The organism is Melioribacteraceae bacterium 4301-Me, assembly GCA_041538185.1.
GTDB classification, from domain to species: domain Bacteria; phylum Bacteroidota; class Ignavibacteria; order Ignavibacteriales; family Melioribacteraceae; genus Pyranulibacter; species Pyranulibacter aquaticus.
Genome location: JBGORM010000001.1, coordinates 438,962 through 458,627, shown reverse-complemented (window position 1 = coordinate 458,627; position 19,666 = coordinate 438,962). Strand labels below are relative to the sequence as shown.

Annotated in this window: 10 protein-coding genes; 2 read left to right on the top strand and 8 right to left on the bottom strand. The window is 34.7% G+C overall.

Features of this window, described 5'->3' with window-relative positions:
• Positions 1–735 precede the first annotated feature (735 nt).
• The 8 genes from ABRY23_01970 to ABRY23_01935 form a co-directional block, all read right to left on the bottom strand.
• Positions 736–3,099 carry a family 10 glycosylhydrolase gene (locus ABRY23_01970; GenBank protein MFA3781815.1) on the bottom strand — a complete coding sequence of 788 codons (2,364 nt, stop codon included), beginning with the start codon at positions 3,097–3,099 and terminating at the stop codon, positions 736–738.
• A 488-nt stretch (positions 3,100–3,587) separates the two neighbouring features.
• Positions 3,588–4,892 (bottom strand): T9SS type A sorting domain-containing protein, encoded by a 1,305-nt coding sequence (locus ABRY23_01965; protein MFA3781814.1) that lies wholly within the window; start codon positions 4,890–4,892, stop codon positions 3,588–3,590.
• 59 nt (positions 4,893–4,951) lie between these two features.
• A complete protein-coding gene (locus ABRY23_01960) occupies positions 4,952–6,205 on the bottom strand; it encodes an IPT/TIG domain-containing protein (protein MFA3781813.1) in 1,254 nt (417 codons plus the stop codon).
• 33 nt (positions 6,206–6,238) lie between these two features.
• Positions 6,239–7,264 carry a PorV/PorQ family protein gene (locus tag ABRY23_01955; protein MFA3781812.1) on the bottom strand — a complete coding sequence of 342 codons (1,026 nt, stop codon included), beginning with the start codon at positions 7,262–7,264 and terminating at the stop codon, positions 6,239–6,241.
• A 23-nt stretch (positions 7,265–7,287) separates the two neighbouring features.
• Entirely contained in the window at positions 7,288–9,357 is a 2,070-nt protein-coding gene (locus tag ABRY23_01950; protein ID MFA3781811.1) for a hypothetical protein, read from the bottom strand.
• A gap of 29 nt (positions 9,358–9,386) precedes the next feature.
• On the bottom strand, positions 9,387–12,473 hold the full coding sequence (locus ABRY23_01945; protein MFA3781810.1) for a carboxypeptidase-like regulatory domain-containing protein: 3,087 nt from the start codon (positions 12,471–12,473) through the stop codon (positions 9,387–9,389).
• A gap of 625 nt (positions 12,474–13,098) precedes the next feature.
• Complete coding sequence (locus ABRY23_01940; GenBank protein ID MFA3781809.1) at positions 13,099–13,737, bottom strand: response regulator; 639 nt, start codon at positions 13,735–13,737, stop codon at positions 13,099–13,101.
• 64 nt (positions 13,738–13,801) lie between these two features.
• On the bottom strand, positions 13,802–16,930 hold the full coding sequence (locus tag ABRY23_01935) for a two-component regulator propeller domain-containing protein (protein MFA3781808.1): 3,129 nt from the start codon (positions 16,928–16,930) through the stop codon (positions 13,802–13,804).
• A 196-nt stretch (positions 16,931–17,126) separates the two neighbouring features.
• On the opposite strand from ABRY23_01935, the gene ABRY23_01930 reads away from it, so the two are divergent.
• A complete protein-coding gene (locus ABRY23_01930) occupies positions 17,127–18,686 on the top strand; it encodes a glycoside hydrolase family 10 protein (GenBank protein MFA3781807.1) in 1,560 nt (519 codons plus the stop codon).
• A gap of 39 nt (positions 18,687–18,725) precedes the next feature.
• Positions 18,726–19,658: an N-acetylglucosamine kinase gene (locus tag ABRY23_01925; protein ID MFA3781806.1), complete on the top strand. Its 933-nt coding sequence runs from the start codon at positions 18,726–18,728 to the stop codon at positions 19,656–19,658.
• The last annotated feature ends 8 nt before the right edge of the window (positions 19,659–19,666 follow it).

Genomic DNA, 19,666 nt, shown 5'->3' with positions numbered 1-19,666 from the left:
TTGGACAATTGCTGATAATTCTATTTTTCAGTGTCTCAAAATAAATAAATAGTTACACTATACATTTCAATAAGCTAATAATGTTCAAAAATTTGAAACGTCCTTATTAAGATGCACGATTTCAAAATACTCATAGTCTTACAACCAACGAGTTTATTTATACTTTTCTTAAGCATACTTTTTAATTTCTTGAGAATTAAAATCTTAACCGCGAACCTTATTTTTGTTTACCAGCTCCTTTTGAAAAACTATAACCTAAAAGCCCTGATTCATAAATACAATAACATATTCTACGCAGGAATCCTACGACGATTCTCAATCTTAATCATAATTTCACCAGTAAACATTATCCAAAGACCCTATCCGTTTTAAAACCTTAGTAACACTCCGAATCCCTCTAAGCAAGCCCTATTACCTTATCGATTTACATTGGGACAAAGAAAAAAACAAAATTAGGTAATAAGGTTAGGATCTTATGGTTTATATATGTTACTAAGCTTTTGTAACTTCAAAAAGGTTTCTCCTCCTTAATCTTACTCTTCAAAAAGTTTGTTAGGAGAATCTTAATTTTAGCCTTAAAAATTCACAATCAATGATGGCTATTACCAATACTTTTAATGCCATAATTTTGGCCTAACAAAAAATTAAATTATAGAACAAAAATTAAAGAATTCCCCTTCCAAATATCATTTAGAAGGGGAACCTATTTTACTACAATGGAGGCACTATGAAGAATTATTTTAAAAGTATCATCTTTTTCATTTGAGAATAATTACCAGCATTAATTCTATAAAAATATATTCCGCTTGCAAAATTACTACCATCAAACTTTACTTCATAATTACCGGGTGTTTTTTCCTCATTAACCAAGACCGCAACCTCCCTTCCCAGCAAATCAAAAACTTTCAATGTAACATGACTGCTAACAGGCAGATGGTAACTAATTATAGTTGTTGGGTTAAACGGATTAGGATAATTTTGCTGCAAAGAGAACTCAGTTGGAATATTTTCATTCTCAACTGATGTCACAGTAGTTTGAAAACCAAAACCAGTAGACCAATCACTTGTACCGTAATTATTCTTCGCATTCACATGCCAATAATATTTCTTATTTGGCAAAAGGGTTATTGTGGATGCTAAAGTTGTATCTGTTACTGTAGTATCAATAACAAAATTACTATTCAATTGAACTACAGTTGATACCTGAATTCTATATGAAGTTGCATTCTCGGTAGAGTGCCATGTAAACACTGGTGTTAACGAAACATTGTAAGTTGCATGGGCTGGAGAAATTAGAATTGGAGGCAAAGGCACACCAGACTTGAAACTAAACACATCCGAATATTCACTTTCTCCAACTTGACCAAATGCTTTAACTCGCCAATAGTATGTTTCACCCGGTACAATATTTCTAAAATTTATTTGATTATTTCTATACTCGGCTAACGATAAAATAATATTGGAATTAAAAGAAGAATCTTTAGAAACCTCCACAATATACCGTTCCGAATTAGAATCGCCTGTCCAGACCAAAGTAGTTGACCAACCCAAATCGTGACTGCCATTAGATGGAGAAGCAAGTACAGGCTTGTTAGGTATTAAAGACGGCAAATCAAATAAAACTACATTACTGATTTCAGATTCATTTGAATATCTATCAATTGTAGTTACAGCATAATAATTTCCTTTTGTAACTGAATACTTTGCTTCATCGGCAGAGAGAAATGTTGCCCCGGTCAATCCAAAAAGATTTGTAGAATCGTTAATATCTGGGAAACTGTTTTCCGAGCGATAAACTGCATAGAAAAAAGCTGAATCTCCATTATCTGTTGGAAGTGGTTTATCCCAATGAAGTTCATATTTGCCTGTGGATGAATTGATTTCAAATCTAAGATTTTGCGGTGGATTTGGTTTAGTATGGCTAATATCCTTCCAGGTCATCTTAGGCAGAATAGCTGGATGTGTAAAGTATCGATATTTAAGTGTGTCAGCAATATAATTATAGTTATAAACAGTTAAGCTTCTCGAGCTAAAATAAACACCGCCGTTAATTGCCGGGTTATTTCTATTTGTATTAATTTCCCAAGCAGCTTCACCTGAAGGAAACTCCGAATAACGATATGCAGCTTGTCCAATATATAAATGTCTTCCGTTTAACAAGGAAGAAGTCGTCCAGCTATATAAATACCCACCATAATTAGCCCAATAAAGCTGGGGCATTATATAATCAATATAAGGTTCTCCGGAATGAAAGGTACCAGTGGAATCAGTATAATTACCTGCTAACCAATCTGCTGGATTAATAAAAATTGAACTGTTAACTGATGGATTACCAGATGGACTGATACCAAATTTTACCCAAGGCTTTACAGCTTTAATACTGTCAGAAATCATCTTTAGCAGCAAATCAACATTGTTCTTGCGCCAGGCTGCTTTATCAGTAAAGCCATTCGGATACGATGCAAATGTAGCATCGTCGTTAAATGTACCGTATTCGGGATAAGGATAAAAATAATCATCAAAATGGATTCCATCTACATCATATCTTTCAACTATATCCATAACAATACGTAAAACATATTTTCTTACCTCAGGCAGACCTGGATTAAGAAAGCGGTATTCGCTGCCATTGCATTTTATTATCCACTCGGGGTGCTTGTTAATTACATGATTAGCAGAGACCTGGCTGCCGCCTGATAGTTCAGCTCTATAAGGATTTAGCCATGCATGAAGTTCCATCCCTCTTTTATGAGCTTCTTCAATTGCAAATTTAAGCGGGTCATAACTTGTATCCGATGGAGCTACACCTTGAGTGCCGGTTAAAAAATTGGACCACGGTTCATAGCTGCTTTTATAAACTGCATCACAAATTGGTCGAACATGAAAAAATATTGCATTCAATCCATAACTTTTATGTGCATTAAATATATCGATCAATTGATTTTTTTGATTGGCAATAACAGACGCACTTGTACCTTGTTGTGATGGCCAATCGATGCCTAAGGAGGCAATCCAAACGCCTCTTAATTCTCTTTTAGGCGAATTAAACTGTGCAAAAATTGAGTTAGCTAACAGAAATAAGAGTAGATATTTTTTCATAAAATGACAACCTAATCTATTCACAAATTGATTCATCATTGTTTCCGATTATCAATTATTTCTTTCACCTAAAAACAGCAGCCCTAATAGTTCTTCAACCTTTGAAAAAAGTTGAGACAAAGTGCTCGCTTACCCCTTTTTGCTAAAAAGTCTAAGCTACCTTTATTGCCAACCTCATATAACCCAACAAACTCTAACATGAGAGCGACAGCTGGCAAGATTGATTCGCAAAAAAGTCAAAAACCACAAATACACAAAATCATCATTTTGTAGTTATGGCAACAAACTGAAGATTATTATAATAACACAAGTAACAGACTAATGTTTGTTTTTAAACTTACTGTGTAACAGACTAAAGTCTGTTCTACATTACGCAAAAATTTTCTCAAAAATCATTTAAGATGTAGGGGCGAGGTCCCCTCGCCCCTACACATACATCTTGGTGTACACTCTTAAAATTCATCCTTAAGAAAATTATGTGGTTCTTCTTACTTAATTAGTAACATTTTTTTCGAAAGAGTTATTTTATTTGTGCTAAGAGTATACATATAAACCCCGCTTGCCAAATTAGAAGCATCAAAATTAACTTCGTAAGTCCCGGCACGTTTCTCTTCATTAACAAGTGTTGCTACTTCCTGACCCAATGTATTATAAACTTTTAACGTAACAAAACCAGTTTCCGGAATAGAGAATTTAATATTTGTGGTAGGGTTAAATGGATTAGGATAATTTTGAGATAAAGTATAACCGCTTGGAAGTTCTGCAAGCTCTCTTACTGAATTACCTGTATGCACAACTTTTTGAATTAAAGGAATATCATTTGTACCAAAACAACTTATATATGCAATATTTCCATCGGGACTGAATGCAATTCCTCTTGGTCTCTCATTAGAACTGCCTGGGGTGGTAAATATCCATTTTAGACTATCCTTAATTTCTCCTGTAGCAACATCATAAGCATACCAGGTATTATTCGTGTAACCCATTTCTGCTGGATCATTACCAGAGCCAGCACTTGCCCACAAATAACCTGTTGCTGGGTTCCAGGCTAAAGCCTCACAATGAAATCCGTTGAGTATTGTACCAACAGAATCATATGGAGAAAACTCATCAGGTCTTTGATAAACGGTAATTGCTCCATTACTATAACCAGCAAAATAAATTGTATTACCATCTTTAGAAACCTCAACAGTTCTAGAATAGCCTGGTGTAGCATCTACTGCGGTGCCTATAAAATTAAAATCGGTATCGTAAACTTTTATTGGATTGCCAGGCAGAACAGGAGCTACATAGATATTCCCATTTTGATCTACAGCAGGAGATGTGGGTGCAAATCCTAAGTCGGGGTCTCCAGGATTTTCAGGAATTTTATTCATTTCTTCGCCCGTTTTATAATTAATCCTGTACATCTGCCAAAAACCATCAACATATAGAATATTACCATTATTGTCGGCTCTCATCCCTCTAGTTGAATATTTCAGTGTATCTTTTACAACACCATTCTTTTTCAAAAAAATAATTGGAGAAAATGAGGCTTGGGTACCATCTGGATTAAAAACCTTAATGGTTCTATAAGAACTTTTTACTGTATCTGTACCATTAATAGTTACAATAGTAGTGTCAGCATAATAATTTGAGACCCAAACTTTTCCATCGGGGTCTACTGCAATACCGTGTGTTGAGCCCTTAAAAGCATCGCTTGGCCATGCGCCAAGATTATTCCATTGAGCTTTAAGAGGAACTGCGAAAATTACTAGAGCTGCAAGCATAGTGATGGTTATTTTTAGTTTCATATCGCTCTCCTTGTTTGTTTATTAAAGAAGTTTATTTATTATGAACAAAAGAATTAAAATCATTGTCCGTAATATGGCGCTCCTTGTTTTTGTATTGTTAAACGTAAAATACTTTGAGAAATCTGCTCTCCCGTTGAAGGATTAGTACCCTGTGCTCTTGTGTAATACAAGTAACCATCAGATCCCCATCCTAAGAACAATGCGGGGCTAGCTGCCAATACGCCCGGGAATAAAGTCTCAGAAGTCTTATCAGCATGGACTATAATAATTGGATTTTTTACATCACTTGTGGCAAGAAACATATCACCATCAGATGAAAATTCAATGGCATTAACATTTTGGCTGCCATAACTTTTTGAAAAATCAAAATAGAGTGATGGATTCCCTAAATCACCATTAGCATCAATAGGAAAACTTTGGATGAGTGTTCCAGAATCTGTCTTAACTATAGCATATAAGTTGCCGTTATAAAATCTTAAAGCAGTAATATTACCCGTAAAATTATAAGATGTGATTGATTTGTCGGGTTTAACTTTATAAATAGCCGTATTATTGCCGCCAACCCACAAATTGTTATTTGCATCAAAGTCAATTGAAGCGATTTTAGCTGAATTGTTAGGAAGCACAACATAAGTAGAAGGTGTGCCCCCGCCTGCTGGAATTTGGAACAGTGCTCTTACATTATCCTGCCTTACTGTAATTAAAATTCCTCCGGGACCAAAACGCATTGCAGTCCAATAAGTTTCAGAACCTTTCGGAGCGTAGTCAAGTAATTGGCCCGATGGAGTAAGCTTTTTAACACCAATACCAACGCCTAAATCATTAGTCATAGAAATAAAAATATTTTTAGATGCATCAATTACAAATGAGTATGGTTTTTGGAACTGAGTAAACTTGAAAAATTGGAATATAACGGGCTTAAGTTTATATTGGACTTCATTGCTGTACAATTCAGCATCAAGGGTTGATACTTTAAACTTCCCGACCTCAAACCTTGCAGTATCACTCAATAATTTTGGAGCCTTAACAACCAAGCTTGTTGTAGATGCAGAAATTACCTGTACGCTCCTACCATTAAAAAAGACAAAATTTCTGTTGATATCAGAAGAAAAATTAGAGCCAGCGATAGTAAGTAAATCCACGCCAGCACGAGCAGAATCAGAAGGAGTAATTGATGTAATAACAGGCGTTGCTCCAATTGGTCCAGTAGGAACACTATTAAATAAACTTGGAGTAGGTTCTTCTCCACAGCCAAAAAGACTCAATAAAATAATTAGCAATAATGAATTAAATATTTTGTAAAATCTTTTCATACTATTTCCATGTAATTTTTTTTAAGCAAAAAGTTAATATGCAAACCTTACAGAAATTTGTTGTACATTATTGAAAACACCGAAAGAAGTGTAAGCGTAGTCGACAGCAAAATCGAAACCAGCGAATGAATGCTTAAAACCAACACCTGCACTAATACCTTTCTCATCAGTAGGGGTTTGGTAACCAACTCTAAGAGACAATGTTTTCATAAACGTATATTCGACACCAAAAGCAGCTTGCTCTGGATAATCCCTTGGATGAGAGGCATCGAAGGAAAGCAAAAGCGAGTGCATATCTTTATCAACATCATTAAGAAGATCCATAGCATCGAAAGATATACCAATTTTAAAAGTCAGCGGTAATTGAAATCCATCTTGAACGTATTTCACTTCTCTAGAGAAATTTCTAACGTTCATACCAAAATCAAGGCTTTTAAATCCCGTTTTATAAATTACACCGAAATCATAAGCGATGACGTCTGTCTTAGCTTCAACTGTTCTGCCTGTAGGTGTATTACCTGCACCTACTTGAACGCCTCCTACAATTGCAGTACCTAATGATTGTCTTACATATTTAATATTGCCGCCAATTGAGAATTTATCAGAAAGTGCTTTAGCATATCCAACTCCAACTGCAAGAGCTGTAGGTGAAAAAGTGCCAGCATCCAAATACCCCTGGTCGTTATTGTATCGAATTGTAGCCTGAAGGTCGCCGTAGTCAACAGATTCAAAGTTAATTCCCACAACACCATAATTACCATCGAAAGGTGCAAAAGCTACCCCTCCATAAAGGTATTTAATATCTGCAATATAATTTGTAGTACCCACTACAACACTTACATAATTAGATATTCTTGCCATTCCAGCAGGGTTATAAAACATTGCTGTTGCATCGGTATGAAAAGAAGTAACAGCTTCGCTTAATGCGCTGGATCTTGCATCGAGAGATACATTAAGAAATTTCATTCCAGTTTGTGCTAACTTTTGCTGAGCGTTAATTTGATAAGCAGTTAAAGCAAAAGTTAAACTAAGCGCTAAAATTTTAATTTTATTTTTCATTATCATTCCCGCCATGTAATTGATTATCTGATAATTACAAATTTTATAATTTTACGTTCACCTGTATCATGGTTTTCAATTACAGCGATATATAAACCGCTTACAACCACTTGATTAGAAGAAGTTACAGAATCCCAATAAGCATCTCCGCTTCCATCCGTGTGTTCAATAGTTTTAATTAATTCCCCCAATTCGGTATAAATTTTTATTGTACATCTGCCTGGTATATTAAAGAAAGCCAATCTATTGGGCTGCTGGTCGCCAAAGGTTAATTCAGCCGCAGCACCAATGTAAAAAGGATTAGGTACTACTCTTATTTGATCCATGCTGGTACCAGGCTGCCTCTTCAAAATAGCAGGGTTGTAAGTCTGAGTGTAATATCTGCTGCTTTTTAATGGACCGGGTGGAGTTAAACCAACACCAGTGTTATCAGATGCTTTTCCTACACTTACAATATAATAGTAGTAAAGGAGTCCTCTGACAGGTGTCAAGTCATCATAATGCCTTTCATTAGGACCTGCAGTGTAAAGCAAGGTATAAGTACTGTCATATCTTCCAACGGCGCGATAAATTTCGAAATGGTCTAACTTTGGGTCGCTTGCATCTGCTGTCCAATCCAATGAAATACCATCACCACGTGAAGTCACAGTAAAGCTTGTCGGTGGCTTTGGTGGTTCAGGTATGTTATAGCCTGATTCATAGTTAGCTATTGCTCTTCTAAAAGTCTGGAACAGCGAATCCCTACCAGTCATTACAATTGCGTTTTTAGTAGCAGCATCAATAATCTTTTGTTTGTACTGTTTACCCACTTCAATTGCCCTCTCCCTACTAATACCTGAAACAGCTTCAGCAATAATAATATGAATACTTTGACCTGGAGCTAAAGTGTAAGGCCCGTATCCATTTGCAGAAGAATAACCACCTGAAGTTCCTAAAGAGGGGTCACCCCATTTTGCGGGATTAATAAAATTACCATCGGGTTGAACAGCATCTGCGTGTCTGGGTGATTTATGCCCGCGTGAAATAAAAGTTTGATATTCGGTAGTCATCTTAGCAATGTTATAAGCATCGTTGTTAGAATTAAGCGGGTCGTCGGAACTTTCCCAAGAGGTAGTCGAAGGCTGTGCAGGGTCGTCCGATGGATCAGTTGCGGATTTATCAGCATGAATGGTCAATTCGCCTATAAAATGCGGTGCACCTAATCTGCCGATTGTGTCACCTGGAGAAATGTTAACTGCCGGCGTCCAAATTGGAGCACCAATATTATCGTATGCTGTAAATGGCGGATAATGACCATGCCATGAGTATTGTGCTCTAAATTGTTCATTTGGCGGGTCTACTTTTACACCATCGCCTCTTGTGTCGTTCATTGTATTAATTCCCCAGCCCGTGGCATTACCAATTTCATACCTTGTTTCATTTACAAGAGCATTACGGTATTGCCAATAAAAATAAACACCAGTTAGGGTATTGTTAGGTAGTTCTATTTCAGGGTCACCGTCTGTATTGCCAGTATTTGTAAATGTGTAATCGTAAATAAAATAATTATCGTGGTACTGCTGGCTAAATTGCATAATTTTACGAGTCATAGTAATACCGAGCTGAGTATTAACTACATTCACAATCATTCTATCAGGTTTAATAGTAGGATCAACTTCATCGTTATCGGTAGGATTATTATAAGATACTATACCATCGACAGTAACTACAGGAGGATCGAATTTGCTAATCATTTTAAATTCTTGCGGGAAGAATTCGTTTGTGCCGGGGACCCTAGGTCCAACATGCACCACTTTATATGGATAATTTACGCCGTCAGCATCTGTAAAATTAGTTGCTCCGATCCAAAATCCTCTTGCTGCTTCAGCATCTTGTCTTTGGTAAATTGCCGGCCATTGCATTCCATCTTGCTGCTCTTTAATTCTGCCTTCTTCAATTTCGCAACCAATTTCAGAAAACCAGCTTTGGAGTGAGCCGGCTGTCATCCACTTAATATTATATTGTGCAAAAATTTTGTCTGGCAATGCTATAGAAATTATTGTCAATATAATTGTTAGATATTTTTTCATACGGATATTTAATAAAACTTTCATTTAATCCTCAGAATTAATTGCTATTATGTTTACAATTCCAAAGTAACTTTTAATCCCCAGAAAATATCTCTTGGATTTAAGAATGTTAAAAATGTTTGATTAGGCATATCGATATACGATTTATTTTTCAGCCATTGTTCTTTTGTAGCAGGGTCAGCATTTGGATCCCAAGGGTGATAAGGGCCAGTTCTATAGTCACCAGGTCTATCATTCCCAAATTCGTAGTACGATGGGTCAGTAGTATTTGAATAACCAATATTTACAGAGCCATCAGGGTTTCTAGGATAGTTGTCAAAAGCTGATTTAGGCAGATGCAAAGACCTCATGTAAGCCAAATAGTCGTTTGCATCAACAAATCCTCCTTGCGACATATATTTGTAGTTGAAAACATTATTTACATCCGCAAACAATTCAAGGTCCACTATCCCAAAACGAAAACTCTTGCTCAGTCTCAAGTCAAAATTCCAGTAATCATTCCATTGAACATTATTAACTACGCCTGGAATGGAACCGCCGTTAGCCCAACTAAAGTAATAACCAGAACGCCACGAGCCAACAATATTCAATCTCCAATTACCAAGAATATCTATGCCGCCAAGCTTTGGACCAAAATCTGGGGGTGTAAAAATATCAACACTCATTCTAGCATAAGGACGTGGAACTGGTCTTTCTTGATAATAAGAAGTAGTAGTAAGTTCGTATCTTTTTTGTTCAGCAGGGTTTTCATAATAAGTGTCAAATCCAAAATTTCCAGCTGTTGTTACATCATAAGTATAATTAACAAAACCTTGAATCCATGAACCTCTATTTTTTGTTACAGTTACTTCAAAACCTCTAACATCTTGGTAATTATCTGGCCTTGTTACTGAATAATTTACTTTACCGTCACGACTTACAAAAGTAACTAAACGTGATTGAAGTGAAACGTCTTTATAGTAACCAGCCAAGTGAATTAAAAACATATCCAACAAGTTCTGCTCGTAACCTAATTCATAAGCTACAGTTTTTTGTAATGGTTGGTTTGGATTAGCTAATCTTGTAACAGCATTGTTGTCTAAAAATCTTCTTACTAAGTATAGATTATCCGGAGTAGGTATTTGTCGAAAATGCCCATAATTAAAGTATAATTTACTGTTTTCAGTTATAGGGAATGCAATACCAAGTCTTGGACTAATTGTAAATTGTTTAACAACAGGAGACTGTGCTACAGTGTCTAATGTACCAGTAGAAGATAAAGCATGAGTATAAGGACTGCTGAAGTCGTACCAAGTACCTCCCGGATCAGAATACTCGGCACGAAGACCTAAATTAGCAATCATTCCCTCAAATTCTAATTTATCCTGGATATAAATTGCACCTCTTTTAGGATAAGTATGCCAAATTGACCTTGACCTGCCGCTTGGCAAGTATTCATCAATTGAGCCGTAATGCACATTATTGTCAGTAAAAGTAAATTCAATACCAGCTTTAATTTCGTTATGTTCATTAATTTGGCTTTGAAAATCACCTCTTAAATTGTACGTAGTAACACGGCTGCTATCTCTTGAGTTGCTGAAACCAACTCCCATTCTTAAACCGCTGCCAATCCCGCTAGTAGGAAAATCTGAATATCCAAAAGGAGCTTCATCAACAAAGTAATTATTGCCAAATTGATAAACACTGTCTGTGTTTCTGCTGCGCCCAGGACCTGTCTTATATATTGAACCAAAAGCAGTAAAGGTTATTTCGTAAAGTGTTGATGGATTAATTACATTGGTAAATTTTGCACCGTACATAAAATAATTAACAGTGCTTGGTGCCCAGTAGTCTGGTGCAAACATACGGGCATCAATGTAACTAACTTGATTCATAACGCTTGCAATACCATCCGGAGAAGTAAACAATCCATTTAAACCAGCGTTATTATTATTAGTCCCTAAATCTTGAGCCAACAAGCCTTGCACCATTAATTTTTTCCCTTTACCAACATCACTTGTAATTTTTATTTGTCCGCTATATTGGTTCAAACCATTGCGAGATAAAGGTATTACATATTCATTTTGTGTTTGGCGATAAGAGGCAAAAAATCTAAGGTTGCCCAAATCCTTACCTATTACGGGAACCGGTCCGCCAAAGCTCATATCCATATCATAATCAGGTAGCCTAATATCAAGTTGTCTTCTATGCTGCCACAAAAATAATTTTTGGGCAGCAAGTGGTGTTAAATCATTTTTAGGGTCATTATCTTGGAGTGTTTTATTTGCAATAGCAATCCAGCCTTCAAACGAAGGATATTGTTTTTGAGTATATTCATCCCAAGCACCGTTAGTTGTGCCTGTCCAACATACAGCTGGGTCGAGATAAGGTCTCAACCAATAAGTATTAGGGTCATTTGGTGAAGGACCGAAATGTTTAGCAGAAGGTGCGCTGTATCTCCCAAGGAAGCTAAAATAATATTTATCTTTAGAACCTTCCTTGGTGGTAACGTTAATTAAGCCCGACCTTACGTCTCCATATTCAGCATTAAATCCGCCTGTTTGAATTTGAATTTGGTCAATTGCTGTGTAGCTAATACCTGTAAAAGGCGAATTATCTCTTTCATCTCTTAACGTCATACCGTTAACAACAAATCCAGTTTGATTTGCTGCACCGCCTCTTATAACAAGACCGGGTTCAACGCCTGCTTGCAGACCTATAACACCTGTAATACTAGTAACTGGCAAACTTGAAATTTGTTTTACATCAAGATTAATTCTACTTGATGAGACATCTTTTTGTACAATTGGAGTTGTTGCTGTAACAACAATTTCATTTGTTTGAATTGTTTCAGTAGAAAGTTCGGCATTTATTGTAGTTGTTTGGTTAATATTTACTACAACATCTCTTACAGTGTAGGTTGTATAACCCACCATAGAAAATCTTAACGTGTAAGTGCCAGCAGGTACATTTAGAATAACATAAAAGCCATCAGCATTTGTGGCAGCACCTGTGGTGGTACCCTCTATAATTACATTGGTGCCTATGAGAGGCTCACCTGTAGCCGCATCTTTAACTGTACCTACTATTTTACCTGTCTGCGCACGGATTTGTAATGCAATAAAGAATGAGAGGAATGCAAAAAGTAAAATTTTTCTCATACTCTAAATCTCCTAAGTTTCGCTCTGAATTTTTGGATTAACAATTCGTTAATCACTACTGAAAGTTGTAAAGAACATGGTAGCATCAATAAAGTTAATAATTAGTCAATTAGCTCTTTCAAGATTATCAAAATAATTAGAACAATGACTAAAATTTCCTTCTGTTAATAAATTCAGATAAGTTGTAACTTGCATGTATAGTATCAAACATAATCATCATTTCCTAAGTATTTGATAAATCTATTCTTTCTAAGTAACCGAAAGGAAATTTTATTGCTGATTTAATTTGTAAACTATTCAACGCAATAACACTACACCAATGTGTAGTTTTTAAAACTGCTATATTATCCAAGTCATTTAATTATATACGAAGTCATAGGGATATTAAATTTTTTAGAGAGCCGATATCGTCAGAAATTAAAGCTATAGAATACATATACCAAAGCCATATGTAAGTGTTTGTATAGTAGTAAGTTACTTTATCTTATTTACTATATGAGCAAACTTTTCGAATAAAAAACTTAAGATTCAATGTTTTTAAAATCTCATACTAAGGACTGTACAATACAATTTTATTTTTTGGATTTATAGTTATACTGTTTGCACTTAAATTACTTTCATAAATTTATATTATAGGCAAAATTCTCATTTTTTGTCCTTTGCTCACTGCTTCAGCTCTGCTATGGACATGAAGTTTTTCGTAAATGCTTCTTATATGATATTTAACTCCATCTACCGAAAGGAAAACCTCTTCTGCAATTTTTTTATATGATTTTCCTTCAGCCAATAAATTTAAAATTGTAATTTCCTTTTCAGTAAGCTTATCTTTTTCGTGAGTAGGATTAAATTTGTGAAAAGATTTTAGTACTTTACGAGCAATTTGAGGAGTCATTGGCGAGCCGCCCTTTACAGCTTGCCTTATTGATTCAATTAATTCATCCGGCGAAACTGATTTGTGAAGGTAACCAATAGCACCAGACTGCAACGAGCCAAAGATACTTTTATCATCATCTTGAATTGTAATCATAATAATCAGGGCGTTACTATTTATATTGTTAATTATTTCAGCTCCTTTAATTCCTGAAATACCAGGCAAACCGATGTCAAGGAGAACTACATCGCTCTTTCTTATGGCTTCAGATTCAATGGCTTCTTCACAAGAACCAAAAGAGCCAAGTACAACAAAATCTTCTTCGCTGTTAAGAGCTGATTCCCATGCAGTGCGAGCATAAATATTATCTTCTATTATTGAAATGGTTACCATAGTTCACCTTACAATATTAATCTCTTAATAAAACTAATTTTTGACACTACCCAATTAGGTGAAATTATATTTTTATAGAAAAGAACCAACTAGTACCTTTATTGTGAGAAGTTTTTAAAGAATAATCAGCTTTCAACTGTTCTGCTCTGTTTTTAATATTAACAATTCCATTGCTCGAATGTTTTTGTTCCATATCGAACCCTACACCATCATCTGCTATATAAAAGTTCAATTTATTATTCTGAATTGTGAACTTAATATCTACAGTTTTGCATTGCGAATGCTTAACTATATTTGTTACAGTTTCCTTACAAATACACCATAAATGCTGTCTTTTTTCCATTGGTATAGATTTGTTATCTACGCCGCTTGGTAAATCAATATGATAACTTATTCCTTTAGAATCCAGTAAATCTGAGGCATATCTGTTAAATTTGATTAAGAATTTCCCTAAGCCGTCTTCTTCAGGATTAACAGTCCAAATTAAATCTTTTATTTTTTCTTGTGCATCGTCGGAGCTTTCCATAATTAAGTTTAAGTATTTTGAAACAGCATTATTGTCTTCAGTTGAAAGGTTTTTCTTAATTGCTCTAACAAAATATTGAATGCTTGACAACGAACCTCCGACCTCGTCATGCAAATTTCGAGCAATTCTGGTACGTGTTCTTTCAATTTCTAATAATCTGTTCAATCTATTTTCGTAGAACAAAAAAATTATCAGTAAAACAGCAATTACAGCAATAGACCTGAACCACCAAGTTTCCCAGAAAGGTGGTTTTATAATTATACTTATCGTGCGTTCATTATCACCCCAAAGACCATCGTTGTTAGAAGCTTTCACTCTTAGGACATATTTACCCGGGCTCAAATTAGTAAATTTTGCATATCTGTGTTCTGCATCTACAAAAGTCCAATCATCAAAAAGTCCCCCTAATTTATAAGCATATTTATTTTTATATGGAATTGCATAATGAAGTGCGGAAAATTCAAAGCTAATCACCTTATCTTTATATGAAAGTACAATTTCTTTCATTTCATTTAATGGTCTTGTCAATGGTGAATCTTCTCCAATTCCAACTTCATGATCCATTATGGAAAGTTTTGTAAATACTATTTCTGGCTTGAAAGGATTATTTACAATCTCATTTGGATAAAAAGAAATGAGTCCATTCGAAAAACCGAAAAACATTTTTCCAGTTGCATCCTTAAAATATATGTTTCCATTTAATTCTAAGCCAGCCAAACCATCTTCTGAAGTATAATCATATACTTCTTTTTTAGAAGGATTAAATTTAGTAATACCTTGATTAGTTCGAATCCACAAATTACCGTAATCATCTTCCAGTATTCCATAAATTGTATCTTCACCTAAACTTTGATTTGCAGGGAATCTTTCAAAGTTATCTTGTTCTCTGTTGTATTTATTAAGACCTTGATAAGTACCAATCCATAAATCACCATTTTTTGATTCGTATATACAATAAATACGGTCGTTAGAGATAGTAGTCTTGTCGTTCGGAATTGACTGGTAATGTTTAAATGTTTCATTAGATTTGTTAAATATATCTAGTCCGCCAAAAGTACCAACCCAAAGCAATCCCTTGCTGTCTTCAAGAATAGACATTACACGTGAGTCACTAATTGTTTCGGGTTTATTTTCGTAGTGCAAATACTTTTTAAAAATATTTTTTTTGTAATTATAGTAACTTAAACCGCCAGCCATTGTGCCAGCCCAGAAATTACCTTGTTTATCTACATAAAAACATTTGACAAAATTATTACCAAGTGTTGGGGTACCATCGTCTGAATATTGCACATTAACAAATTCATTGATAAATCTATCATAATAGTGTATTCCATCGTAGCTGCCTACCCAAAGGTTCCCTTTTTCGTCAAAATAAGAACTGCGTGAAATAGTCATGTTAATTTTATTTGTAAAGTCTGAGCTGCTCCAATAATATATTCTTCTGTTTTTTCTGTCAATATTACTTGGTTTTTCCAAACTAGCCCATAGTATGTTTTCAAAAATAAATTTTGATGGTAAAGAGCGTAGATTATTCATTTTATGTTTATAAGCTTCTTTAAAACTGATAAGATGAAATCGTTTTTTCATAGAATCATATTTATTAACCCCTGTAATAGTTCCTACCCAGAAAACCCCTGTTCTGTCCCTAAATATTGACCTTATGTTGTTGTTATTAATTGTTTGAGGATTATTTGGGTTGTAATAAATATCAATCTTTGCAAAATTATTTTTGTCAAAAAGAAAGAGCCCATTGTAAGTGCCTACCCACAAGTAATTTTCGTCTTCATATAAAGTTCTAACGTTTAAGTGGTCAGGTTTTATTGTAAAGTTCTTTTTGTTTTTGATGTTATAAAATTTTTTCGTTTTACGGTCAAACAAATTAACACCACCGCCAAAAGTTGCGACCCAAAATCTGCCTTTATCATCTTCTAAGAATTGCATTATTTGATTATGATTTATCGAATAAATATTCGAGGAATCATTTTTAAAGTGTATAAACTTTTTTTCATCAGGATAAAATAAATTCATGCCTGCATCAAAAGTTCCTACCCAAAAATTATGATATTTATCTTCATAAATTGCACTAGCCATATTACTGCTTATGGAATTTGAATCATGAGGATTATGCTGAAAGCGAACGAAAGTTTCAGTTACTGGATTAAATAAGTTTAAGCCACCACCAAGTGTTGAAATCCAAATTCTATTTTTGGAATCTCTATACAACTTATAAATTATATCACTGCTTATTGAGTTTGGGTTATTTGGGTTGTATCTAAACCGTTTAAACTTCCTCGTCTTGCTATCAAATTTATTTAGACCGCCGCCAAGAGTACCAACCCAAATAATGCCGTTCTTGTCCTTAAGCAAGCTGAATACATTATTAAAACTTAGACTTGCAGTATCAGTAGGTTCATTCCTAAAATAAAGGAAATTGTATCCATCATACCTGCAAAGCCCGTTTTCTGTAGCCATCCAAATAAAGCCAATGCTGTCTTGAACAATGTCGTTTACATTGCCCGGTATTAGCCCTTGTTCTCTGGTAATTCGTTCAAAAGTAAAATTATTGGATTGAGCAAAAACTATATCTGTTAAAAGCAGCAACGAGAATATTAGATAAAAAATAACGCCCATTTTATATAACAACTTAAATCCTATTTTATTCATCATATAAACTTAACAACTTTCGTGTCAAAACTACCCAATTATGTAGTAAAAATAAATAACGGTTTTATATTTTCATTCCAATCGATGAAGTAAAAAATTGCATTAACTCTACAATTTAACTTTGCTAAAATAATTTTTCTCTTAAGAAATAATAAGATGGGACAAAAAATAATTCATTCAATACATTTTGAGTAATCTTATGCTAATAAGAAAATTACTTTTGTTCATTTTTTTATTTTTAGTTTCTTACAATCTTATCACAAATAGTCATCCTATTTTACAAGAAAAAGAATGCAACGATTTGCCCAAAGCTCAAAGAGAATTTCGAGGCGCCTGGGTAGCAACAGTAGATAATATTGACTGGCCAAGCAGTAAATCCCTTTCAACAGAGGAGCAGAAAAAAGAAGCAATAAAAATTTTAGATATTTTAGAAAATAATCACTTTAATGCGGTGATACTTCAAGTTAGACCTCAATGTGATGCTTTTTATAAAAGCGATATTGAACCTTGGTCTTATTATTTAACAGGCAAACAAGGTGTTGCTCCATCGCCTTTTTATGACCCTTTAGAGTTTTGGATTGAAGAAGCTCATAAAAGAGGGCTTGAATTACACGCATGGATAAATCCCTATCGTGCTCATCACGTAAAAGGGGGCGAGATTAGTAACTATTCTGTTGTCAAAAAACACCCTGAGTGGGTTGTAAAACTAAAATCCGGTTACTGGTGGTTAGACCCAGGCAACAAAGAAGTGCAGGATTATTCGTATAAAGTAGTAATGGATATAACCAAAAGGTACGATGTAGACGGCATCCACTTCGACGATTATTTTTACCCCTACCCTTCTTACAACAATAATGAAGATTTCCCAGATGGAAAAAGTTACCAAGATTATTTAAACAGCGGCGGCAAGTTAGATAAAAACAATTGGAGACGCGAAAACATAAATAAGTTTATCCAAAGAGTTTACAACGGAATAAAAAAAATTAAACCAACTGTTAAGTTTGGGCTAAGTCCTTTTGGAATTTGGAGACCGGGTCACCCAGAGTCTGTTGAGGGATTCGACCAATATGAAAAAATTTATGCAGATGCGAAATTATGGATTAATAAGGGTTGGGTAGATTACTGGACACCTCAAATTTATTGGAAAATAAGTAACCTCTATCAAAGTTATCCGATAATTTTAGGGTGGTGGAAGGAGCAGAATAAATTAAACAGGCATTTCTGGCCAGGCATATATATCGTTAGAGAAAATAATGACTTAAACACAACAGAAATCATTAACCAAATAATGATAACAAGAGCTATGTTGCCAGAATCGCCCGGTAATATTCATTACAGCGTTTCAGCATTGGAAGATTCGCCCGAATTAGCTGCTGCTCTATCAAACGGGCCCTATAAACAGCAAGCGCTTATACCATCCACACCATGGTTCAACATTCAGCCACCAAAAACACCCGAAGTTTCTGCTTCTGTGGAAAATGATAGCGTGAAAATATCTTGGTCAAGCAATAACAACAAAAACATTTTTAAGTGGGTTGTATATTTCAAGTACGATGGAAGATGGGACTATAAAATTCTTACAGCTGATGTTAATTCCTACATCATCCCAAAAATTTCAGAATATAAATTTATTAATGATAATGGCGAATTAGTTGTAAAAAAATTACAATTGACACATATTGCAGTATCGGCTGTAGATAAAATTAGCAACGAAAGTAAACCTGCTATAATTGGAGTAAATAATCTTACTGCTAAATAAAACAGCTCACAAATAAATTAGAATAATTTAATTAATTAAATGAGTTCAAAATACTTTATTGGATTAGATGGCGGAGGCACAAAAACAAAGTGTGTAGTGACCGACTACGAATTGAATCCACTCTATTCATGTGAAGGAGGTCAATCAAATTTTCTTATTATTGGTACACAGCGAGTCGCTTCAACCATTCTCTCATTAATTTTATCTGCATTAAATTACCTTAAAATATCTTCTGAAGATGTTGAATCAATTTTGATAGGCACAACAGGAGCCGGAAGAAAGGATGACGCTGAAAAATTAAAAAACGATTTTATGACTTACGCAAAAGTTGAGGGCTATAGCTTTAAATCATTTATTGTTGAAAGCGATGCAAGGATTGCACTTGAAGGAGCATTCTCTGGTAAAGAAGGATGCCTTTTAATCGTTGGAACGGGTTCTATTATAATAGCTAAAGATAATTTTAATAAAATTTATCGCGCTGGCGGTTATGGCAGACTTATAGGCGATGAAGGCAGCGGCTATACATTGGGAAGAAAAGGGCTTAACTTGGTTGCTAAAGAATATGATGGCAGAGGAGGAAAAACATTGCTTACCGAAATGTTAAGTAGAGATTTTGGCATCACTTCTGCATCAGAATTAATAACTCAAGTCTACAGAAATAATTTTGACATTGCATCTTTTGCACCAAAAGTAATTGAGGCTGCTCAAATGGGTGACGCACTATCAAAAAAAGTACTGGATGAAGAGTCTGATGAACTAATTCTTCATGTAAAATCAATGTTAAAAATTATGAACAAAGAAGAAATGAAATTGTGTTTGACCGGTAGCGTTATTTCAACAGAAAATTATTATTCAAACCTATTTAAAGATAAGTTAAAAAAAACTCTGCAAAAAGTTGAAATTGTAAAAGCAGAAAATCAACCAGCAATGGGTGCAGCAATTATGGCTAAAAATTTAGCCCAAACTAATTAACTTTTTTA